Below are 22,189 nucleotides of genomic sequence, written 5' to 3' on the forward strand. Positions count from 1 at the left end.
GAGTCATACAACGATTTAATGCAAAACGGCATTTATCGTCAATACGCCCAGCAGCCCCATGACTGAGATCAGCGTTTCCATCACGGTCCAGGTGCGCAGCGTTTCCCCCACGCTGAGGTTAAAGTAGCCCTTAAACAGCCAGAATCCCGGGTCGTTAACGTGAGAGGCGATCACGCTCCCCGCCCCGGTCGCCAGCACCATCAGGGCCGGGTCGGCGTGGGTCACGCTGATGATAGGCAGCACCACGCCTGCGGTGGTGATCGCCGCGACGGTCGCCGAACCCAGCGCAATACGCAGCAGGGCCGCCACCGTCCAGCACATTAGCAGCGGCGAGAGCGGCGCGCCGTTCATCAGGTGCGCGATGTACTGCCCTACGCCGCTATCGACCAGCACCTGCTTAAAGGCACCGCCACCGGCGATGATAAACACGATCATCGCGATAGCGCCGATAGAGTCCCCGGCGATGTTCATCACCTGCTCCATGCTGCGCCCTTTGCGCCAACCGAGGGTAAAGGTGGCGATAGTCAGGGCAATAAACAGCGCGACCGCCGGGTTACCAATAAAGTCGAGGAAAGATCTGAGCCCACTTTTTTCAGGCAGCACCACGTTACAAAGCGCGGCAATCGCCATCAGCAGTACCGGCGTGATCGCCACCAGCAGGCTGTTCCAGAAAGAAGGCATTTCCGCCTCGGTGAACACACGCGAGCTGAACAGCCCTTCCGGCGGCTGCTTTTCAAAACGGGTTAACAGCCGGGAGAACAGCGGCCCGGCCACGATAATCGTCGGCAGGCTGATGATCAGCCCGTATAGCAGGGTGGTGCCGAGATTGGCGTTATACATGGTGGCAATCGCGGTCGGCCCCGGGTGCGGCGGCAGAAAGCAGTGCGTGACCGACAGCGCGGCCACCATTGGTACACCCACATACAGCAGCGGCAGGCCGGACGAGGCGACAACGGTGAACACCAGCGGGAGAAGCAGCACGAAGCCGACCTCAAAGAACATCGCCATGCCTACCACCAGGCCGGCAATCATCAGCGCCCACTGCACGCGCTTCGCGCCGAAGGCATCTATCAGGGTCGTGGCGATGCGCTGCGCTGCCCCGGTGTCAGAGATCAGCTTCCCGAGCATCGCCCCAAAGCCAAGGATCATCGCCAACCCGCCCAGGGTGCCGCCGATCCCATTCTGAATGGAGTGCAGAATCGCCTGGGGATCCATCCCTTCCGCAAACCCAACCACCGCAGCCACCAGAACCAGCGCGATAAAGCCGTTCACTTTAAAACCGATCATCAGGACCAGCAGCAGGGCGACGCCTGCGGCAATAATAAGTAATGGCATACGCTTATCTCTTATCAGTGCAAAAAAAGCAGCGCGCAGCGCTGCAGGTTAGTGGTCAGGTCGGGCAGTCAGCGCGTTTAAAAAAGCTGAAAACCAATCGCTTGATTTTCAGCTTTCTGCGGCGAGAGAAGGCCCATACTCTCCACCTTTTATTCGGTCTACTCGCCTTCACTTTTCGGCAGACACTCGCGCCGTTAAACGGCGGCCAGCATTCCGCCATCAACAAACAACAGGTGCCCGTTAACGAAATCTGAAGCTTTTGAAGAGAGGAACACCGCGGCGCCAATCAGCTCCTGCGGGTCACCCCAGCGTGCGGCGGGCGTCCGTTTGCACAGCCAGCCGCTGAACGCTTCGTCATTCACCAGCGCCTGAGTCATTTCCGTTTTGAAGTAGCCCGGGGCGATGCCGTTGACCTGAATGCTGTGGCGGGCCAGCTCAACGCACATGCCCCGGGTCAGCATCTTCACCGCGCCTTTCGAGGCGGCGTAAGGCGTGATCGTGTCGCGCCCCAGCTCACTCTGCATGGAGCAGATATTGATCACCTTCCCGGCCTGGCGTGCCACCATCCGGCGGGTAACCGCCTGCGAAACCAGGAAAACGCCGGTCTGATTCACCGCAATCACATCATTCCAGTCCTGCTCGGGGAACTCGGTAAAGGGATGGCGGCGCTGAATTCCGGCGTTGTTCACCAGCACATCAATCGGGCCTACGTCCTGCTCAATACGCTCCACGGCCACATCGACATCCTGTTTCTGCGTCACGTCGAACGGGGCGCCCACGGCACGGATCCCTTCGTCCCGCAGCTTTTGCACCGCGGCCTCGACCTTAGCTGGCGTGCTGGCGTTGACGATTATCCGCGCCCCGTACTGGCCCAGCCCGGTCGCCATCAGGTACCCGAGCCCCTGCGCGGAGCCGGTAATCAGGATGTTTTTGCCTTTCAGTGAAAAAAGATCGTTCATTGCCTTAATCCTTATTAACAGGCCTCAGAAAACCAGCTGGACTTTCGCGGCCTGGGTTTTATCCCCGGCAAAGATCAGCGCCTGCTCCAGGTCGGTATAGGCATACTCCGCGCTCAGCAACGGCAGCGGGTTAATCACCTTGTTAGCCAGCCAGGAGACGGCCGTATTGAACTCCGTGGTGAAGCGGAAAGAGCCTTTCAGCGCAATCTCTTTGGCGATGAGCATCATCATGGGGAATTCCGGCACTGCGCCGCCCATTCCCACCTGCACCATGGTGCCTTTGGCGCGGGTCACTTCCAGGCAGGTGGTTACCGACGAAGGGTGGCCGGAGACTTCAAAGCTTATGTCGAAGTAGCCTTTTTCCTCTTTCCAGCCGTCCAGGCTGTCGTGCAGCGGGTTCACCAGCGTGTCGGCGCCCATCTGCGCGGCCAGCGAAAGCGAGCGCGGGCTGACATCGGCGCAGACAATTTCTGCCGCTCCCAGCGTTTTTACCGCGCTGGCGACCAGGCAGCCAATCGGCCCTACGCCGGAGATAAACACGCGCTTGCCCTGCAGATCGCCCGCTTCGTGCGCGGCGTGAATGGCCACCGCCAGCGGCTCGGCAAACACCATCACTTTTTCATCCGCTTCAGCGGGATAGGGAACGCACTGCGCGCTGTCGACGGTTTTAAAGCGGGTAAAGCCGCCGTCAACGTGTGGGAAGTACATTGCGCTGCCGAAGAAGCGCATGGTTGTGCATTGATTTTCTTCCTGGCTAAGACAATATTTACAATGACCACAGGGTTTGGATGGATTAATAGCGACCGTCTGCCCTTCATGTAATTCAGGAGAATCGGTATGCACCACCGTGCCAATAACTTCATGGCCTAAAATCATTGGGGCTTTTACGGCAAAGTTGCCGACCTTCCCTTCCTGATAATAATGCAAATCGGACCCGCAAATGCCTCCCCGGGAAATCTTCAGCAACGTCCCTTTATTATTCCACTCAATTTCCTGATGGCTAACGGAAACGGTTTGCTTGCCTGAGATCACACAGGATTCAGTGTTAATTTTCATCAATGCCTCAATAGTCAGCGGGTAAAACTCAGCGCTATTTAAAGGCTTTTACCTGCCAGTAATTGTGATAAAAGTCACACTTAAAGGCTGTTACAGAAGGATGTTACGCATAACGTGACGCACCTTTTAGTTCTTACCGATTGGTGCCAGGGATGGGGTGATGTAATACGGAAAATAAAAAATAGCTTCTGAGAATGCTGGTAAATAAATAAAAAAACATCAATAACTTTTATAAGGAAAATACATGAACGATCTGCAAATAAAATATAACCCATCATTAAAAGCATGAATTATTTATTTACAAAGTAGAATAATATTTTTAATTAACCATGAGAATGAAAGAGATAACCCGGCACTCATCGGCCGGGAATCTGTCAATCACCTTGATTAGGCTCTGCCAAAAAAGAGAGCCTGAATAATTAGCTTCGCTGCAAGAAAATACCCGAGCCATCGGCCTCAACTCGCAGGGCATCGTAATTTTCCGCGCCGGTATAACGAGAGAGTTCCCCGGCATGGTGAGCGTTGGTGCCGGAAATGACAAAGATTTTTGCGCCTGCCGCTTCACCGGCTTGTACACCCGCCAGGGCATCCTCAAACACCAGGCAGTCGGCCGCGTTTACGCCCAATTTTTCCGCCGCCAGCAGGTAGCCCTCCGGGGCGGGTTTACCGAGACGGACGTCTTCCGCCGCAATAATGACTTTGGGTTCAGGCAAACCGGCGGCCTGAATGCGGCGCAGCGCCAGCGCTTTTGGGGCGGAAGTAACAATGGCCCAGCGATCCAGCGGCAGCGCCTGCAAAAACTCTCGCGCGCCGCCGATGGCTTCCACACCATCCACATCGGCGATTTCAGCTTCGGTAATCCGCTGTGCTTCGGCTTCGGCATCCACGCCCGGTAGATTCTGGCGGGCAATCGTCTCCACCGCGCGCACGCCGTGAATGGTGGGCAGGAAAGTGACCGGATCGATGCCGTGGCGCATGGCCCACTCACCCCAGATGCGTTCTGCCACGCGGATGGAGGTCAGAATGGTGCCGTCCATATCAAAGAAGAAGGCCGAAAAGCGCTGGCCGTTAAAAAGAATATCGCCCGTCTGTGCTGTCAATTACGTGCTCTCCACAGGAGTCTGATGGTCTGCGGAGCATCATACATGGGCGTTATTTATTGTTCACCTGGGCAACCACCTTCTCCCTCAAAGGGAGAAGGGAAATACAGATCAACGATTCAACCTGTAAAGCTTACTGACAGGTTCTCTGTATAGATGTCGCCACTGTTCTGATAATCACCACAAATTACATCGGCGGCGTCAGCCCGTTAACCCCGGCGGAAATCCCGCGCGCGACGGCCTGGCCTGTGTCGTCTTTGGTGGCGAACAGCACCACTTTCGCGCCCGGCTTCAGCACGGACTTGTCGGCGGGGCTGATCAGCACCACCGGTACGTCGTCCGGCACCTGCACGGTTTTCTGCTGGCCGTGGAATTTCACCGTCATCGTGCGCCCGTGGCTATTCACCAACGTACCGACCGTGCCGTTGGTCATGGTGTTCACCTGGCCGTTTGCGGACTCAAACGGATTAAACCCTTCCCCGGAACCGCGCAGGCTCGGGGCAAAAACGTGCACTTCCAGCGCCTTCAGCGTGCCGTCAGCCTGCGGCACGGCGGCGGTGCCGATGAAGCTGTCGGGCTTGATGTCGCTCATCTTCGCTTCGCTCACGCCGTTGATGCGGGTTTTGTCCGTCAGGCCAACGGAAAGCTTTTCCCCCTGCCGGGTGGTGATTTGCAGCGAAGAATCATTGACTGCATCAATGGTGCCGCGTACCGGGGTGATGACATTGTCCGCCGCCGCAGCGCCCACGCTCAGCAGCAGCAGGCTTAGGGCCGGGATAAACAAACGAGGCTTGATCATGCTTTCTCCAGGATTCACGTCAGGTTAATAACTGCACTGGAGTAAGATTAACCGCCAAATGAATCCCGGGGGTGAAAGAGTGTGTTCAAACGTTTCCTGACCCACCCGAAACGTGCTCTTTTGCGAAGCGAATAAGGCGTTTAATCAGCGGCGTGCGCTCCCGCTTGCGGTAAAGCATCCAGATAGCCGAGGGGATTTCTGCCCCGGCAATCGGGCGATAGACCACGTCCGGCACGCCGATGGTTTTTGCCATGATCTCCGGGATAACCGCGATGCCATTGCCCAGCGCGATATGCGCCAGCACTTCGGTCAGCGTGCTGGAGCGGATGGCATCATTGAGTACAAACCCGCCCCGGCGGGCAACTTCATGCGAGCCGGAAGTCTGCTCCGGCAAAACAAAGCTTTCCCCAGTCAGTAGAGCGGGGTCGATAGCTTCCGCGCGGGAAGCCAGACGATGGGAAGCGGGCAGCGCCAGGCAAAAACAGTCGCTTTGCACCAACAGATGCCCGACTTCTGACGGCAGCGCGACCGGGGCGCGCACAAACCCAACGTCGATTTTGCCCTCTACCAGCGCCGCCGCCATGCTGTCCATCAGCACTTCTCGCGCGCCAAGTGAAACATCAGGGTATCGCCCCCGAAACGCCCCCATCACCGAGCTAAGCGTCCCCGACCAAAGCGAAGACGCCACGTAGCCGACGCGAATGTAGCCCTGCTCGCCGCGTGCAGCGCTAAGCACACGCTCACGCGTCAGCTCAGCCTGCCGCAGCGTGGCTTCGGCTTCTTCGCGGAAAATCTCCCCGGCCTGGGTTAGCTGTACGCGCCTTTTGGTACGTAAAAATAGCGGGGTGCCAAACTCCCGCTCAAGCTGGCTGATTTGCACCGACAGCGTCGGCGTGGAGATATTCAGCGTCTCTGCCGCCGCGCCAAAATGGAGCGTTCGGGCAACTTCGAGGAAATAACGCAGATGGCGAAGCTCCATATTCAATCCTGATTATTAGGTTTTAACTAATAATAATGCCGAACGTGGAAATTGAATACCGCGCCCCGGATCGCGAAGCTTAAAGCGTGTTCTTCCCGCGTTTTCGGAGCTTTTATGTCTAATGTGCTGGCCGCGCCCGTGGCCAAAAACGACACCACCGTGCTGCTGGTTGCCTCCATGGGCTGCGCGATGACGGTCATCGACACGAATATCGTTGGCGTCGTGCTGCCGACCATCGCCCGCGGGCTGGACGCCACCTTTGCCGATATGGAGTGGGTGATCGGCGCGTACGTGCTGTGCTTCTCTTCCCTTTTGCTGCCCGCCGGTTCCCTGGCGGACCGCTTCGGCAGGCGGCGGGTCTTTTTATTCGGCATCGCGCTGTTTGCTCTGGCTTCTCTGGCCTGCGGAGCGGCAACCACCAGCCTGATACTGAACATTGCCCGGGCGCTGCAGGGCGTGGGATCGGCCTTTTTACTGGCTCCGGCGCTGGCGATCATCGGCCACACCTTCCGCGAACCGCAGGCCAGAGGCCGCGCGTGGGCCATCTGGGGCGGCATGATGGGCATAACCATGGTGCTCGCGCCTTTGGCCGGCGGCATCATCAGCGCCTATTTCGGCTGGCGCTGGGCGTTCTACATCAACATCCCCATTTGCCTGCTGCTGGCAATGGCGGTGCTGCGTACCATTGAAGAGTCCCGTAATCCAGCCGCCGGTAAGCCGGACGTACACGGCATTTCGCTGTTTATCGCCGCCATGTTTTCGCTCACCTGGGCGCTGATCCTCGCCCCCGAGCACGGCTGGGGCAGCCCCGAAGTGATGGGGCGCTTTATCGCCTCAGCCTGGTTCTTTCTGTTCTTTGCGCTGGTCGAACGTTACAAAGCCCAGCCAATGCTCGATCTCCGCTTGTTCCGTTCGATGCCGTTTATTGGCGCGGTGCTGGCCATGTTTACCTACGCGGCTACGGCACAGGTGATGACCTCACTGCTGCCGCTGATGCTGCAAAACGTCGAGGGGAAAACCGCCCTGGCGTCCGGGGTGGGTATGCTGCCGTTCGCGCTCGCCATGCTGTTCTTCCCGATGGTGGCCCGCTGGATGGCACACCGCATGGCCGCCCGCTGGATCTTAGCCGCCGGATTAGGGCTGGTTGGCGTCGGCAACCTGATTATCGCCAGCGGTGTGCTGGCGCAGTGGCCCTGGCTGGTTATCACCGGGATGGCCGTGTTGGGCAGCGGCGGCGGTATTCTTAACGGCGAAACGCAGAAGGCGATTATGGGCACCGTGCCTCACGAACGGGCGGGCATGGCTTCGGGGATCAGCACCACGGCGCGCTTCTCTGGCATTCTGCAAGGTTTTGCGCTGCTGGGGGCCATTCTGGCCGGGCATACGCGTCACGTGCTGACCTCAACGATGCAGGCTAGCAACCTGCCGGTACGCGACAATTTTATTACTCAGGTTGTGGCCGGAGATGTGCAACGCGCCCTTGCGCTGTGGCCGGAGAAACAGGCTCAGACGCTAAGCTCGCTGATCCGCCACAGCTACGCCAGCGGCTTCTCGCTGATGCTGGTTTGCGCCGCGCTGTTCGCTTTCTTCATTGCGCTGGTTGTCGTTTTCACCGTGCGGGATCGCGCCGGGAGTCCGCCCAATGAACGCTAAATATATTGATTTCCAGTTTGCGATTTTCAGCGATGTTCACGCCAATTTACCGGCACTTGAGGCCGTTTTGCAGGACATTGACCGCCACCACATCAACCAAATTTGGTGCCTGGGCGATCTGGTGGATTTTGCGCCGTGGCCGAATGAAGTGATAAAGCTGATTCGCAGCCGCAACATTCCGGTGGTGATGGGCAACCACGACCACCGCGTGGCAATGGACGAGCCGGTCACGCCGCTGGCTAAGCACTCCGTCCACGAACAACAAGCCCGTGAACAGGCGATTGCCTTGAGCAAACGCACGCTAACGGAGGAGAACCGCCGCTGGCTCAGCGCCCTGCCCCGGTCGAGAGCGTTTTACGCCGGGTCGCTCAGAATTCTGCTTGTTCACGCCAGCCCGGATTCTCTGTCCGAGTATGTGCATCGCCAGTTCTCCTGCAGCCAACTGATGAAGTGGCAAACCACGCATCAGTTCGATGTGATGGTTTCCGGGCATACGCACTACGCGGATATTCGAGAATTAGTCCGCAGCGATGGCCGCAGACTAATCGTCGCCAATACCGGTGCCGTCGGGCGAATCAAACCCGGCGAGCCGCAGGCCACCTGGCTGAGGGGGCACTACCGTCACGGGAAGCTAAAACTGGCGGTTCAAGCGGTAAATTATGACGTCGCCGCCGTGGCCCAGGCGATTAAAGACAGCCCCGTGCCTGACTTTTACGCGGAGGAGCTGTATCAACACGGCATGGCCTGTTCACGGGCGCTGTCGGTATTCTGAGCGGCTCACTATTTCGTGATAAGCTGCGCAATATTGGCGACAGATAACGCACATCAATATGTCGATGCGCGATACTGCCTCACTTTCATTGCTTGCCGCTTCAGGAAGAAAAATGGCCTCTAAATATGCACTCGTTCTGCTGGCTCCGCTGCTACTGGCGGCCTGTTCGTCATCGGATAATTCAGGAATAGACCGCCAGGACAGGCAACGGCTGGACGACAGCTTTATGCGCTCCCCGTGGCCCGATCCCTACTACAACAGCCGCTACCTGACGCCGGAACAGCGCCAGGATATCCGGGACCGCATCCGCGCCGACCAGCTGGAAGCCAGAGGCCGCAGGGATAATAGTACCGACAGCGGCGACGGTTTCGGCCAGCCGGTGCATTTCTAAACGGTTGGCACCGTGCCGCCGTCAATAATGTACTCCGTCCCGGTAATTGCAGCGGCACGGTCTGAGGCCAGGAAGGCGATCAGGTTAGCCACTTCCTCTGGTTTTGCCGGGCGGCCAAGCGGGATCCCACCCAGCGAATCCATAATGATTTTTTTACCGCCCTCATAATCCGTTCCCGCTTCTGAGGCCAGACGCTCCGCAAAGCGCACCGAAGCCTCAGTTTCAATCCAGCCCGGCGCCACGCGCAGCACCCGTACGCCCTGCGAGGCCACCTCTTTTGACAGGCTTTTGCTGTAGGCAGAAAGCGCTGCTTTCGCGGCAGCATAAGCGGTGGTGGCCTCCGGTAGCGGTAAAATTCGCTGAATGGAAGAGACGTGAATAATCACGCCGGTACCGCGCGCCGTCATGCCCGGCAACAAAGCACGATCTAACCGAACCGCCGGAAGCAGGTTGAGCGCGAGCTCCTGTTGCCACTGTGCTTCCCCAAGTGCCGCATACCCGCCAGCAGGAGACGATGAACCACCGAGCATGTGCACGACGATATCCACGCCCCCAAGTTGCGTCTGGACGGCTTTTACCAGTTGCTCGCAGCCTTCAGGCGTGGAGAGATCCGCCGCCACAAATGCCCCACCGAGAATCTCTTCAGGCTGATGGCGAGCCACGGTCAATACCTCTGCACCCAGCTCACGGAACAGCGCCACGGTCGCCGCGCCTGCACCTTTGGTGCCGGATGTCACCAGCGCTCTCTTGCCTTTAAGCGTCAAAAAGTCAGTCATCTTATGTTCTCCAAAAAGTCGATTGGCCTGCCGTATCACTACTTTAAGAACGCGGTATAATTTAAACAATTGGGACAAACCGGGATGAAATGATGAAGGAATCAGGACAATGCCACGTATAGCCCTCGGCGATATCGAAGCCGTGCAGGCCATCGCCCGCCGGGGATCTTTCCGCGCGGCGGCTATCGACCTGGGCGTTTCAACCACGGCGCTCAGCCATACCCTGGCAAAATTTGAGGCCGAGCTTGGCGTGCGCCTGTTCAACCGCACCACCCGCAGCGTGTCGCTGACGGAGGCCGGGAGGTTGTTTATCGAGAGAGTTAGCCCGTCTCTTCAGGGGCTGAATGACGCCCTTGAGAGCGTGCGGGCGCACCGCGATACGCCATCCGGCGTGCTGCGCATCAACGCCCCGCCTTTTGCCGCTCGCCAGGTGCTTTCGTCGCTGGTGTTTGAGTTTTTACGCCGCTATCCGGAGATGCAGGTCGATATTGTGACTGAAGGAAAGCTGGTCGATATCGTTGCGGAAGGATTCGATCTTGGCGTGCGCGTGGCCGGGCTGGTACCCGCCGATATGATTGCACTTTCGCTTGGGCACCCCCAACGCTTTGCCGTGGCCGCGTCTCCGGCTTACCTGGCAGAACACGGCACGCCGCTCACCCCGGGCGACTTGCTGAATCACGCCTGTATTCGCGTCCGGCTGCCGGACGGCTCGCTCTACCGCTGGCATCTGGAAAAGCAGGGCGAAGTCGCGCAAGTCGATGTGCGCGGCCCGCTGACCCTGGATGAAGCCTCGCTGGCGCGGGAGGCGGTGCTGGAAGGTGTCGGAATTGGCTTTTTTATGGAGCAAAACGTCGCCGATGAAATTCGCTCCGGCAAGCTGGTGCGCCTGCTGGAAACCTGGACGCCGCCCTTCCCTGGGCTTTGCCTTTACTATTCCGGCAGGCGGCATCCTTCTGCTGGGCTTGCCGCTTTCCTGGCGCTGGCACGGGAAAGTAGTCAGGGAGCTCACCGACCTCCCCGCCACGCTTAGAAGCTGTAGTTTGCCGTCAGCGAGAAGCTGCGCGGGGCGCCATAAACCACATAGTCGGACAGCCAGGATTCATATTCTTTGTCGAACAGGTTATTGATGTTGCCCTGTACGGCAAAGTTTTTTGTCACCTGGTAACGGGTGAAGAGATCCACCAGCGCGTAGCTGCCCTGTTTGATGCGAGTGCTACCGTTCGGGCCGTAGGCATCCTGCCAGGTTTTACTCTGCCAGTTCACGCCGCCGCCCACGGTCACTTCCGGCAGCATCGGCAGCTGGTAGCGGGTGAACAGCTTCATCGTGGTACGCGGTTGGTCCGGGTTTACCGCCTCACCGTTATTGTCGTCCGCCACGTAGCGGGCAGCCCCAAAGGTGAGCTGCCAGTTATCGGTCAGCGCGCCGTTCAGCTCGAACTCAACACCGCGGCTCACGGTGCCATCCACGGATTTATACGCCGTTTCACCAGGGTTACCGTTAACCGGCGTGCCGAGTGACTGGGCCACTTTATCCTGCTCAATGCGGAATACCGCCAGCGAGGTGGTCAGGCGCGTATTAAACCAGTCCGCTTTCACGCCTGCTTCGTAGCTCTTCCCGGTGGTTGGATCGAGGTAATCGCCGTTGACGTCGCGCTTGTCCGTCGGCTGAAAGATGGAGGTGTAGCTGGTGTAGGCCGACCAGGTGTCGTTGATGTCGTAAACCAGACCCGCGTACGGCGTCACGTCATGTTTTTTGCTGCTCAGGCTGGTTTGGGGCGCGGTGGACGGATTGTAGTCCGCGTCCCATTCGGTATAGCGGGCGCCCACAATCAGGTGCAGCGGGTCAGCCAGCGAGAAACGTGCTGCGGTGTAGGCGGCCTGCTGGCGCACCACATCTTTGCTGTAGAGCGAGAAGGCTGACCAGCTTGGATCTGCGACGCTGCTGTAGAAGCTGTCCATCGCTATGCCGCCATATGGCAAGCCGGTGTTCGGCATGGCGTTATCGTAGTGGTTACGCTGGCGGCTGTAGCTGCCGCCGATCATCAGCTCATGCTGGCGGCCAAACAGGTCAAAGCCGCCGCGCACAAACGCATCCACCGAATCCTGTTTACGCTCGCCCCGGTTCCAGCCGCCATAGGCGCTGGTGCCCGCTCCGGTGACTTTATCCGGGAAGCCGGTGACGTACATCAGCTTAGAGTCGAAGTTGGTTTCGGCGTGCAGCGTGTTAATTCGCGCTTCCCAGCCGTTATCAAAGCGCTGGACCAGGTTGGCGAACACTTTGGTGGCGTCTTTGTTGGAGTAAGCCCAGTCCGGCGCGGTGGTGGCGCTGCGGCTAAAGTGCGTCCGGCTGCCGTCGGCATACCAGGTGGGCAGGCCGCCCCAGGTCGGGCTGTCGTCATTGCTTTCCTGGTAGTCGTAGCCGACGGAAAGCGTGGTGGAGTCGGTCAAATCGGCGTCCACTACGCCGTAGATGAATTTCTTGCGGTAATGGCTTTTGTCCAGCCAGGTATCGTTGTCCTGGTAGCCGGTAACCACGCGGCCCCGCACGTTGCCGGACTCGCTCAGCGGCGCGGAAAGATCGGCCACATAGCGCTGCTTGTCCCAGCTACCGTAGCTGGCGGACACGTTGCCTTTAAATTCGCGGCTGTCGGCGTGCTTGCGCACCATGTTGATGTACGCCGATGGATTGCCGCTGCCGCTCATCAGCCCCGCCGCGCCGCGCACTACTTCAATATTTTCAAACACGGCGGTATCCGAGCCGGTATCACCGAAGTCCCAGACGTCGCTCACCTGCGTGGGCATGTCGTCGTAGGCATAGTTGCTGATGAAGAAGCCGCGCGCAAAGTAGGTGGCACGGCTGCTGTCCACCAGCTTGGTGCTGATGCCGGTGGTGTTATCCAGCACCTCGCCGATGGTTTGCAGGTTCTGATCCTGAATACGCTGCTGGCTGATGACGCTGACGGATTGCGGGATATCGCGCGGAACCAGCAGCAGCTTGGTGCCTGTGGTGGTGGTTTTGACGCTGTAATCCTGTTCCTGTCCCGCCAGCGGATTGTCCGCCTGAGTATTCACCGTGATGGTGTCTTCTGCCTGCGCAGAAGGCAGCAGCGCCAGCGCAATGGCCGCCGCCAAGAGTGATGGGCCGCCTGCCCGTAACGTGAACCGATCCCTGGAGAAGTTAACAAATGCCATGTTAAACCCTCATTTTTGTAGTGCTGCGGCGTTTTCCGTGGCCGGCACCTTTTTTTGATTTTTATAAAGACGCGCACGATTAAATGCGGATGAGAAATATACGCATTTGTATTTAACCTGTAAACAAATGTAATTCTCTGAGGGTTAACGACGATTGCACCGTTGCGGGGCAAAAACGGGCATTTGGTGGCAATAAAAATTGCCGCTTTCGCTTTACAAACCAACACGTAAATCTGCTGTTAAAACAGCCTCATCATCTGGCTTATTGCATAGGTTGTGATAGATTCCTCTCGCTTTCAAAACATACACAGCAAAATACGCTGCGAAGCCTCTCTCTTTTTTCAGGTAAACGATCGGACGCCATGAGAAAGTTAGCCAATATCCACCTGCTGATGATGTTGATTCTGCTGGTTGCTGTCGGGCAGATGACACAGACGATTTATATTCCTTCTATTCCCGATATGGCTCATGAAATGGGCGTGCGCAGCGGCGCAATTCAGCGCGTGATGGCGGCCTATTTGTTTACCTACGGCGTGTCTCAGCTGTTTTATGGCCCGCTTTCCGATCGCATTGGCCGCCGCCCGGTGATCCTCGCCGGCATGGTGATTTTTATGCTGGCGACGCTCGGTGCACTGTTTACCACTAATTTGCATATTCTGGTGCTGGCAAGCGCCCTGCAGGGCATGGGCACCGGGGTCGCGGGCGTAATGGCGAGAACCATGCCGCGCGATCTCTACGAAGGCGGTGATTTACGCCAGGCCAACAGCCTGCTGAATATGGGCATTCTGGTGAGTCCGCTGCTGGCACCGGTTATTGGCGGGATGCTGGACAGCGTCTGGGGCTGGCGGGCCTGCTACGGTTTCCTGCTGCTGCTGTGTGCCATTGTCGCGTTTTCTATGTGGCGCTGGCTGCCCGAAACCCGCCCGGCAGACGCCACGCCGCCTCGCCTGATGCGCAGCTACAAAATGCTGCTCGGCAATATCTCCTTCAACTGCTATCTGCTGATGCTGGTCGGTGGCCTGGCGGGCGTGGCGGTGTTTGAAGCCTGCTCCGGCGTACTGATGGGCGGCGTACTCGGCCTGAACGGCGTGGTGGTCAGCATTCTGTTTATTCTGCCCATTCCGGCGGCGTTTTTTGGCTCCTGGTACGCGGGCCGCCAGAACGTGCGTTTCTCCAGCCTGATGTGGCAGGCGGTATTGAGCTGCCTGTTCGCCGGTATTCTGATGTGGATCCCCGGCTGGTTCGGCATCATGAATATCTGGACGTTACTGGTACCTGCGGCGCTGTTCTTCTTCGGCGCAGGCATGCTGTTCCCGCTGGCAACCAGCGGCGCGATGGAGCCGTTCCCGTTCCTCGCCGGTACCGCAGGGGCGCTGGTTGGCGGCCTGCAAAACATCGGCTCCGGCGTGATGGCCTGGTTCTCCGCGCTGATGCCGCAAACCGGGCAATACAGCATCGGAATGCTGATGACCGCGATGGGCGTGCTGATCCTGTGCTGCTGGCTGCCGCTGGCGCAGCGGTTCCAGCATCATGGCGAGACAGTTTAGTTATTTAGCCTCTTTGGCAAGGTTTTTCAGCCAACCAATAAAAGCGTCAATCTTCGGCCATTGTCGGCCAGCAAGCGTCGAAATGTAGTAATGCTGATGGCATTTCAACGTTTTATCCCCAAACGGGGCGATGAGTTCGCCCCGCTCCAGCCGCTTCTGCACCAGCCTTTTTCGTCCCATCGCCACGCCAACGTGGTTCATAGCGGCAATTACCGCCAGGTCAGAGCGATCGAAGCCAATGCCCGTAGAGGCGGGCAGCTCAATGCCAAACTGCTGCGCCCAGCTGTACCACTCGTCGGTGCCGGAATCATTGCTCCACGCCTGCCGGTCATGTAACAACGTGCAGTGGCGCAGCTGAGAAGGCCGGGCATTAAGCTCAAAGCGGCGGGCATATTCAGGGCTGCAAACCGGCAAAATCGCCTCATCCATCAGGAAATGGTGGCTCAGCTGCGAGGACGGCGTATCGTCAAAATAGAGCGCCAGATCGATGCCTGCGCGCTGTAAATTCAGGTTGTCGTTCCCGGTCAGAATGGTTAACGAAATAGCAGGGTAGCGCTGAGTAAAATCTCCCAGCGCGGGCACCAGCCAGCACTGGGCAATCGACGGCCTTGAGTACACGGTCAGCGTGCCGGAGAGTTCCTGATTTTTGATATCCAGAATCTCCTGGTTCAGCGTGCCCAGAGACGATTTCAGCGCCCAGAACACCCGCTTGCCTTCGTGAGTCAGTTCCACTTTACGGTGCGAGCGAACAAAAAGCTGGATCCCCAACTCCTCTTCCAGCTGGTTTATCCGGTGGCTAACCGCGCTGGGGCTGAGTGACAGTTCATCCGCCGCCAGCGCAAAAGATTGATGGCGCGCCGCCACCTCAAAAGTGTACAGCTTCGACAGTTGCCAGCCGTTTAATAACCGATTTCGCCCCTCGCGTGACGTTTCCATCGTGACCTCTCTCTCAATTCAGCCAGCCGAGTTTAAAAAAACTGCCGCCAGCCAGCAGCATTTAGTTGATAAAATTAAAACCTATAGCGCATTTCATCGCTTTATTTCGACGAAAATCACCCTCTTGATCCAATCTACCTCATGTGAAAGGCCAGTTTTATCGTTTGTCAGCCCGGATGGATTTTTATCCAATAGCCCGCAAATGATGCACAGGAGAAGGGCTAATGGGATCGCAAATCTGGGTGGTGGGTACGCTGCTTGCCAGCATAGTGTTAATCGTATTGACCATCGTAAAACTGAAGCTTCATCCTTTCCTCGCGCTGCTGCTGGCGAGCTTTTTCGTCGGCGTGATGATGGGCATGGGCCCGCTGGAGATGGTCAACGCAGTGGAAAGCGGCATCGGCGGCACACTCGGCTTTTTAGCCGCGGTCATCGGGCTGGGGACCATTCTGGGAAAAATGATGGAAGTCTCCGGCGCCGCCGAACGCATTGGCCTGGCGCTGCAGCGATGCCGCTGGCTTTCCGCCGACGTGATTATGGTACTGGTCGGCCTGATTTGCGGCATTACGTTGTTCGTTGAGGTTGGCGTGGTGCTACTGATCCCGCTGGCCTTTTCCATCGCCAAAAAGACCCGCACGTCTTTGCTGAAGCTGGCCATCCCGCTGTGTACCGCGCTGATGGCCGTTCACTGCGTGGTACCCCCGCACCCGGCGGCGCTGTTCGTGACCAATAAGCTCGGCGCCGATGTAGGCACCGTGATTGTGTATGGCTTAGCGGTGGGTCTGCTGGCGTCTCTGGTGGGTGGCCCGCTCTTTCTGAAATGCCTGGGCAAGCGTCTGCCGTTTAAATCCGTTCCCGCCGAATTTTCATATCTGCAAACGCGCGATGCGGCTTCTCTACCGTCTTTGAGCGCCACGCTGTTTACCGTGCTGCTACCCATTGGCCTGATGCTGGCGAAGACGCTCGCTGAGCTGAACATGAGCCCGGGCAGCACGGCTTATACCGCGCTGGAGTTTATCGGCAACCCGATTACCGCCATGTTTATCGCCGTTTTCGTGGCCTATTATCTGCTGGGCCTGCGTCAGAACATGGGTATCGCTACGCTGCTGAGCCACACCGAAACTGGCTTTGGCTCCATCGCGAATATCCTGATGATCATCGGAGCCGGTGGCGCGTTTAACGCCATTCTCAAGGCAAGCGGTATGGCAGACAGCCTGGCGCTGAGCCTTTCCAGCCTGCATATGCATCCGATCCTGCTGGCCTGGCTGGTTGCCCTTATCCTTCACGCCGCCGTGGGCTCCGCTACCGTGGCGATGATGGGAGCCACCGCTATCGTTGCCCCTCTGCTGCCGCTCTATCCCAACGTCAGCCCCGAGATTGTTACGCTCGCCATCGGCTCTGGCGCTATCGGCTGCACCATTGTGACGGATTCGCTGTTCTGGCTGGTGAAGCAGTACTGCGGCGCGACGCTCCATGAAACCTTTAAGTACTACACCACGGCGACATTCATCGCTTCTTTAGTTGCACTGGTCGGCACATTCCTGCTTTCCTTTATCATCTGAGCGCCAGGAGGCTCGTTATGAAATCGACAGAATTACACGCGTTAACCGAAAAATTTCCGCTGCTCAGCGAGCTTACCGCCCTGAACGAAACGGCCTGGTTTAATCCGGGAGCCACCTCCCTTGCCGAAGGCTTACCGCATGTTGGCCTGACTGAGCAGGACGTTAAAGAGGCGCACGCCAGGCTGGCTCGTTTTGCGCCTTATCTGGCCAAAGCATTCCCGGAAACCGCCGCAACCGGTGGGATTATCGAGTCAGAGCTGGCCGTCATTCCGGCGATGCAAAAGCGCCTGGAAAAAGAAAATGGGCAGAGGCTCTTCGGTAAACTGTGGCTGAAAAAAGACAGCCATCTGCCTATTTCTGGCTCGATTAAGGCTCGCGGGGGCATTTATGAAGTCCTGACTCACGCGGAAAAACTGGCTACCGAGGCAGGGCTACTGAGTCCTGAAGATGACTACAGCAAGTTGCTGTCTCCTGAATTACGTGAGTTTTTCAGCCGTTATAGCATCGCCGTTGGCTCTACCGGCAACCTGGGTCTGTCGATTGGGATCATCAGCGCCCGAATTGGCTTCCGCGTCACGGTGCATATGTCCGCCGACGCCCGCGAATGGAAAAAAGCTAAACTGCGCAGCCACGGCGTGGAGGTGGTTGAATACGCCGAAGATTACGGGGTTGCCGTTGAGCAGGGGCGGAAAGCCGCCGAGGCGGACGCCAACTGTTTCTTTATTGATGATGAAAACTCCCGCACGCTGTTCCTGGGTTACGCCGTTGCCGGGCAAAGGCTGAAAGACCAATTCTCACGGCAGGCGATTACCGTTGATGAGCAACATCCTTTGTTCGTCTACCTGCCCTGCGGCGTCGGCGGCGGCCCCGGTGGCGTAGCCTTTGGGCTGAAGCTGGCCTTCGGCGATCACGTTCATTGTATTTTTGCCGAGCCAACCCACTCCCCCTGCATGCTATTGGGCGTTTACACGGGCCTGCACGATGCGCTTTCCGTTCAGGATATCGGGATTGATAACCTCACGGCCGCCGACGGCCTGGCCGTGGGGCGGGCTTCCGGCTTTGTCGGCAGAGCGATGCAAAGGCTGCTGGATGGCTTCTATACCGTGGACGATCAAACGCTGTACAACATGCTAGGCTGGCTGGCAGAAGAGGAAAATATTCGCCTGGAACCCTCGGCTCTGGCCGGCATGGCCGGGCCGCAGCACGTGTGTTCGGCGGTGCCTTATCATGAGATGCAGGGCTTCAGCGCCCAACACCTTGATAACGCGACGCATCTGGTCTGGGCCACCGGGGGCGGTATGGTTCCTGAGGCTGAGATGGCGCAGTATTTAGCGAAGGCTCGCTGATCTTTCCCCTCACCCCAGCCCTCTCCCCAAAGGGGAGAGGGAGAAAACCCCGGCATATTTTGCTCCCGATCGGCCCCTCTCCCTTCCAGGGAGAGGATTAGGGTGAGGGTCACCTTCCCCGTCATATTTTTGTCATTTAGTTACCTTACTCTCACTTCCGGTTTAATTATTTGATCAATCTACGCGCGTAGATACACTGCGAGAAATGATTAAAAATGGCATCTTCGCCAACAGATAACGTTCGATCTCTGTGAGAACTCTAATGACGACAAGCACTTTCTCCCCTCCTCCGGCCTCGGCGCAACACGCGGCAGAAGAGCGTCTGGCCACGGCGGAAGGTAAACGTGATTTTATTCGCGCCACCTTCTCCTGCTGGCTCGGTACCACGATGGAATACGCGGACTTCGCGCTTTATGGCCTGGCGGCCGGGATCATCTTTGGCGATGTGTTCTTCCCGGATGCCACGCCCGTCATGGCGCTGCTCTCCAGCTTTGCCGCTTACTCCGTGGGCTTTGTTGCCCGGCCAATAGGCGCCCTGCTGTTTGGCTGGCTGGGCGACCGCTACGGCAGAAAAATGGTGATGATCATTACCATTGCGCTAATGGGCTGCTCCACTACGCTTATTGGCCTGATCCCAGGCTACGCGCAAATTGGCGTCTGGGCGCCAACCTGCCTTGTGATTCTGCGTTTTGCCCAGGGGCTTGGCGCGGGTGCGGAGCTGTCCGGCGGTACCGTCATGCTGGGTGAATATGCGCCAGTGAAACGTCGTGGCCTGGTGTCATCCATTATCGGGCTGGGCTCCAACAGCGGCACGCTGCTGGCTTCTCTGACCTGGCTATTGGTGCTGCAGATGGATAAAGAGACGCTGCTTGCCTGGGGCTGGCGTATTCCGTTCCTGTGCAGCATGTTGATTGCCGCTGTTGCCCTGATTATTCGCCAGCATCTGCGTGAAACCCCGGTGTTTGAGCGCCAAAAAGCGCTGCTGGAAGCTGAGCGTAAACAGGTGCGGGAAAAGGGGCTGGCCGAGCAGCAGAAAGATCCACGCAGCTTCTGGCAGCGGACCCGCGCCTTCTGGACCATGGTCGGGCTACGCATTGGTGAAAACGGCCCTTCTTATCTCGCCCAGGGTTTTATCATTGGCTACGTTGCCAAAGTGCTGGCGGTGGATAAATCCGTCCCCACGCTGGCGGTGCTGATCGCCTCGGTGCTGGGCTTCGCCATTATTCCTTTTGCTGGCTGGCTCTCCGACCGCTTTGGCCGCCGGATCGTTTACCGCTGGTTCTGCCTGCTGCTGATTATCTACGCGTTCCCGGCCTTTATGCTGCTGGACTCTCGCGAGCCGATGATCGTTATTCCAACCATTGTTGTCGGCATGGGGCTGGCTTCGCTGGGCATTTTCGGTGTGCAGGCCGCCTGGGGCGTGGAGCTTTTCGGCGTGACAAACCGCTATACCAAGATGGCGTTTGCCAAAGAGCTGGGGTCGATGCTTTCCGGCGGAACTGCACCGCTGATTGCCGCCGCGCTGCTCTCCTGGACCGGGCACTGGTGGCCTATCGCGCTCTACTTTGCAGTGATGGCGGGCATCGGGCTGGTGACCACCTTCTTTGCACCTGAGACCCGAGGTCGCGACCTTAATCTGCCGGAAGACGCTATTTGATTTGTCACAGAGTTGACGGCGATTTTTACGGAGCAAAGCTTTATGCTGTGGCTCCGTTTATCGCCCGCCAGCCAAATAAAGCAGGTATTCAGTGACTAAGCCTCAAGTACACCGCGTTACCCGCGCTGAAGTCGCCAAAGAAGCAGGGACGTCCGTCGCGGTCGTCAGCTACGTGATTAACAACGGCCCGCGTCCGGTCGCGCAGGCGACGCGTGAGCGCGTGCTCGCCGCCATCAAGAAAACCGGCTACCGCCCGAACGGCATTGCCAGGGCTTTGGCCAGCGGCACCACGCGCACCTACGGTTTAGTCGTGCCCAATATTGCCAACCCGTTTATCTCGTCCATGGCGCACGCGCTCCAGCAGGAGGCTTTTGCCGATGGCCGGGTCTTGCTGCTTGGCGATTCCGGCGATGACCGCGCCCGCGAGCTGGAGCTTATCAATAACCTGCTACACCGCCAGGTGGACGGGCTGATTTATACCAGCGTCGACAGGCATCCTTACATCGATCTTATCCAGGCCAGCGGCACGCCATGCGTGATGCTGGACAGGGTTGAGCCGGAGCTGAACGTTTGCTCGATTCAGGTTAACGAGCAGCACGCCGCACGGCGCGCAACCCGTCATCTGATTGAGCACGGCTATCGCGATATCGCCATTATTTGCGGGCCACAGGAGATGCTAAACACTCAGGATCGCATCAGCGGCTGGCGGCTGGCGCTGGAAGAAGCGGGCCTTGCCGTCCGCTCGGAATGGATTTTTTCAACGGATTACACCCGCCAGGGCGGCTACGATGCCACAAAGCAAATGCTGGCTGGCGAATTGCCTCGCGCGCTGTTTGCCACCAACGAACAACAGGCCTTTGGCTGCCTGAGAGCACTATCTGAACACGGGCTTTCCGCGCCGAAAGACCTCGCCCTGGTGTGCTTCAACGGCACCCTGGAATCGGCCTTCAACGTTCCCTCTTTGACGACGGTTCGCCAGCCCGTCACGAAAATGGCAAAAAAGGCCATCGAAATGCTGAAAAAGTGGGACGGGCAGCCGCATAAATACGAATTTGATTTTGAGCTGGAGATTGGCGAGTCCTGCGGCTGCCACTCCCTCACCACAGCAGGAAGTTATAAGTAACATGAAGCGTTTAATTATCGATTGCGATCCGGGTAACGGCGTTGCCGGGGCTAACGTAGACGACGGTCTGGCCCTTGCCCTGGCGCTGGCGGCGCCGGAGATTTCTCTGGAGCTTATTACCACCGTGTCCGGCAATACGCCAAGCGAAGTGGGCTACGCCGTCGCCTCTGATTTAGTCGCTCGCCTGGGCATGGCCGTTGAGGTCGCCCGCGGCGCTTCGCGTGCGCTGATCGAGCCTTCAGCACCGTGGCGGGAACATCTGGATCACAAAGTCGATAAAGTGGGTCTGCGCCACCTGTGGATGAACGTTACTGCCCCGCAAATGCTGGCCGAAGTGGCCCCGCTGGCGGTGCATAAGATGGGCGAACTTATCTGTACAAATCCCGGTGAAATCACGCTGATAGCTATCGGCCCGTTGACCAATGTGGCGCTAGCTTTGCAGCTTTACCCGCAGATGGCGAGCGCGGTAAAAGAGATTGTCATCATGGGCGGCGTATTTAACGTTGATGGCTACCTGAAGGATACCAACTTCGGCGTTGACCCGGAGGCCGCACACGCCGTGCTGACCAGCGGCGCAAACATCGTTCTGGTACCGATGGACGTCACCACCCAAACAATGATGACTCACCAGGATTTAGATGCGCTGGCCACCTGCGATAACCGCCTGAGCCGTTTTCTCGTGGACACCATTCGCCCGTGGATGGATTTTTCCATGCAGACCCGCCACTTACCGGGCTGCTGGATCCACGACGTGCTGACCGTTGCCTGGCTGCTTGAGCCCGAGCTGGTGAGCTGGGCGGAGGATTATGTGGATGTGTCGCTGAGCGGGCTGAGCCGCGGCAGAACATTGCGGTATGGCCCGGAACATTTGCGGCTGGCGGTGAACGTTGACGCGCCGCAGGGCAAGCCGGTGAAGCTGCTGCAAACCGTGGATAACCAGAAGCTGCTGGCGCTTATCGACAGGCATATCCGCCAGTTTGCATAGACAATAAAAAGGGCGCTTAAG

General features: G+C 58.0%; 19 protein-coding genes. 10 read left to right on the forward strand and 9 right to left on the reverse strand.

What is annotated here, in order from left to right:
* Positions 1 to 15 precede the first annotated feature (15 nt).
* The 6 genes from ACR6JA_RS16230 to ACR6JA_RS16255 all read right to left on the reverse strand — a co-directional run bounded on the left by ACR6JA_RS16230 (position 16) and on the right by ACR6JA_RS16255 (position 6,228).
* Positions 16 to 1,335, reverse strand: a complete 1,320-nt coding sequence (locus ACR6JA_RS16230) for a gluconate:H+ symporter (RefSeq protein WP_494494176.1) — start codon at positions 1,333 to 1,335, stop codon at positions 16 to 18.
* Between the two features lie 194 nt (positions 1,336 to 1,529).
* Positions 1,530 to 2,294, reverse strand: a complete 765-nt coding sequence (gene idnO, locus ACR6JA_RS16235) for a gluconate 5-dehydrogenase (RefSeq protein ID WP_494494177.1) — start codon at positions 2,292 to 2,294, stop codon at positions 1,530 to 1,532.
* Positions 2,295 to 2,318: 24 nt separating this feature from the next.
* A complete protein-coding gene (gene idnD, locus ACR6JA_RS16240) occupies positions 2,319 to 3,350 on the reverse strand; it encodes an L-idonate 5-dehydrogenase (RefSeq protein ID WP_494494178.1) in 1,032 nt (343 codons plus the stop codon).
* Positions 3,351 to 3,769: 419 nt separating this feature from the next.
* A complete protein-coding gene (locus tag ACR6JA_RS16245; protein WP_494494179.1) occupies positions 3,770 to 4,450 on the reverse strand; it encodes an HAD-IA family hydrolase in 681 nt (226 codons plus the stop codon).
* 187 nt (positions 4,451 to 4,637) lie between these two features.
* Positions 4,638 to 5,249, reverse strand: coding sequence for a hypothetical protein (locus ACR6JA_RS16250; protein ID WP_494494180.1), 612 nt, complete (start codon positions 5,247 to 5,249; stop codon positions 4,638 to 4,640).
* Positions 5,250 to 5,334: 85 nt separating this feature from the next.
* The gene (locus ACR6JA_RS16255; protein ID WP_494494181.1) at positions 5,335 to 6,228 is read right to left on the reverse strand and encodes a LysR family transcriptional regulator; all 894 of its coding nucleotides are present in this window, start codon (positions 6,226 to 6,228) and stop codon (positions 5,335 to 5,337) included.
* Between the two features lie 114 nt (positions 6,229 to 6,342).
* On the opposite strand from ACR6JA_RS16255, the gene ACR6JA_RS16260 reads away from it, so the two are divergent.
* The 3 genes from ACR6JA_RS16260 (at position 6,343) to ACR6JA_RS16270 (ending at position 9,044) form a co-directional block, all read left to right on the forward strand.
* Positions 6,343 to 7,881 (forward strand): MFS transporter, encoded by a 1,539-nt coding sequence (locus tag ACR6JA_RS16260; RefSeq protein ID WP_494494182.1) that lies wholly within the window; start codon positions 6,343 to 6,345, stop codon positions 7,879 to 7,881.
* Positions 7,871 to 8,653 (forward strand): metallophosphoesterase family protein, encoded by a 783-nt coding sequence (locus ACR6JA_RS16265; protein WP_494494183.1) that lies wholly within the window; start codon positions 7,871 to 7,873, stop codon positions 8,651 to 8,653. Before ACR6JA_RS16260 ends, ACR6JA_RS16265 begins: the two co-directional genes overlap by 11 nt.
* A 112-nt stretch (positions 8,654 to 8,765) precedes the next feature.
* Positions 8,766 to 9,044: a hypothetical protein gene (locus ACR6JA_RS16270; protein ID WP_008458753.1), complete on the forward strand. Its 279-nt coding sequence runs from the start codon at positions 8,766 to 8,768 to the stop codon at positions 9,042 to 9,044.
* On the opposite strand, the gene ACR6JA_RS16275 is transcribed toward ACR6JA_RS16270, so the two are convergent.
* Complete coding sequence (locus tag ACR6JA_RS16275; protein ID WP_494494184.1) at positions 9,041 to 9,820, reverse strand: SDR family oxidoreductase; 780 nt, start codon at positions 9,818 to 9,820, stop codon at positions 9,041 to 9,043. The genes ACR6JA_RS16270 and ACR6JA_RS16275 overlap by 4 nt on opposite strands.
* 109 nt (positions 9,821 to 9,929) lie before the next feature.
* On the opposite strand from ACR6JA_RS16275, the gene ACR6JA_RS16280 reads away from it, so the two are divergent.
* The gene (locus tag ACR6JA_RS16280; protein ID WP_494494185.1) at positions 9,930 to 10,850 is read left to right on the forward strand and encodes a LysR family transcriptional regulator; all 921 of its coding nucleotides are present in this window, start codon (positions 9,930 to 9,932) and stop codon (positions 10,848 to 10,850) included.
* Here the strand turns inward: ACR6JA_RS16280 and fhuE are convergent.
* Positions 10,847 to 13,012, reverse strand: coding sequence for a ferric-rhodotorulic acid/ferric-coprogen receptor FhuE (gene fhuE / locus ACR6JA_RS16285; RefSeq protein ID WP_213713626.1), 2,166 nt, complete (start codon positions 13,010 to 13,012; stop codon positions 10,847 to 10,849). The two genes, ACR6JA_RS16280 and fhuE, sit on opposite strands and share 4 nt — an antisense overlap.
* Before the next feature lie 362 nt (positions 13,013 to 13,374).
* On the opposite strand from fhuE, the gene emrD reads away from it, so the two are divergent.
* Positions 13,375 to 14,559 carry a multidrug efflux MFS transporter EmrD gene (emrD, locus tag ACR6JA_RS16290; RefSeq protein WP_166878713.1) on the forward strand — a complete coding sequence of 395 codons (1,185 nt, stop codon included), beginning with the start codon at positions 13,375 to 13,377 and terminating at the stop codon, positions 14,557 to 14,559.
* Here the strand turns inward: emrD and dsdC are convergent, their stop codons facing one another.
* Positions 14,560 to 15,495: a DNA-binding transcriptional regulator DsdC gene (gene dsdC / locus ACR6JA_RS16295; protein WP_213713624.1), complete on the reverse strand. Its 936-nt coding sequence runs from the start codon at positions 15,493 to 15,495 to the stop codon at positions 14,560 to 14,562.
* A 224-nt stretch (positions 15,496 to 15,719) separates the two neighbouring features.
* Here dsdC and dsdX point away from each other — a divergent pair, with 224 nt between their 5' ends.
* The 5 genes from dsdX to ACR6JA_RS16320 all read left to right on the forward strand — a co-directional run bounded on the left by dsdX (position 15,720) and on the right by ACR6JA_RS16320 (position 22,168).
* Positions 15,720 to 17,057: a D-serine transporter DsdX gene (dsdX, locus tag ACR6JA_RS16300; protein WP_494494186.1), complete on the forward strand. Its 1,338-nt coding sequence runs from the start codon at positions 15,720 to 15,722 to the stop codon at positions 17,055 to 17,057.
* A gap of 17 nt (positions 17,058 to 17,074) precedes the next feature.
* Positions 17,075 to 18,403: a D-serine ammonia-lyase gene (dsdA, locus tag ACR6JA_RS16305; protein ID WP_494494187.1), complete on the forward strand. Its 1,329-nt coding sequence runs from the start codon at positions 17,075 to 17,077 to the stop codon at positions 18,401 to 18,403.
* A 262-nt stretch (positions 18,404 to 18,665) separates the two neighbouring features.
* On the forward strand, positions 18,666 to 20,060 hold the full coding sequence (locus ACR6JA_RS16310) for an MFS transporter (protein WP_494494188.1): 1,395 nt from the start codon (positions 18,666 to 18,668) through the stop codon (positions 20,058 to 20,060).
* 91 nt (positions 20,061 to 20,151) lie between these two features.
* Positions 20,152 to 21,183 carry a LacI family DNA-binding transcriptional regulator gene (locus tag ACR6JA_RS16315; protein ID WP_213713616.1) on the forward strand — a complete coding sequence of 344 codons (1,032 nt, stop codon included), beginning with the start codon at positions 20,152 to 20,154 and terminating at the stop codon, positions 21,181 to 21,183.
* 1 nt (position 21,184) lies between these two features.
* Positions 21,185 to 22,168, forward strand: a complete 984-nt coding sequence (locus ACR6JA_RS16320; RefSeq protein WP_213713614.1) for a nucleoside hydrolase — start codon at positions 21,185 to 21,187, stop codon at positions 22,166 to 22,168.
* The last annotated feature ends 21 nt before the right edge of the window (positions 22,169 to 22,189 follow it).

Source organism: Cedecea sp. B1(4), from assembly GCF_059414925.1.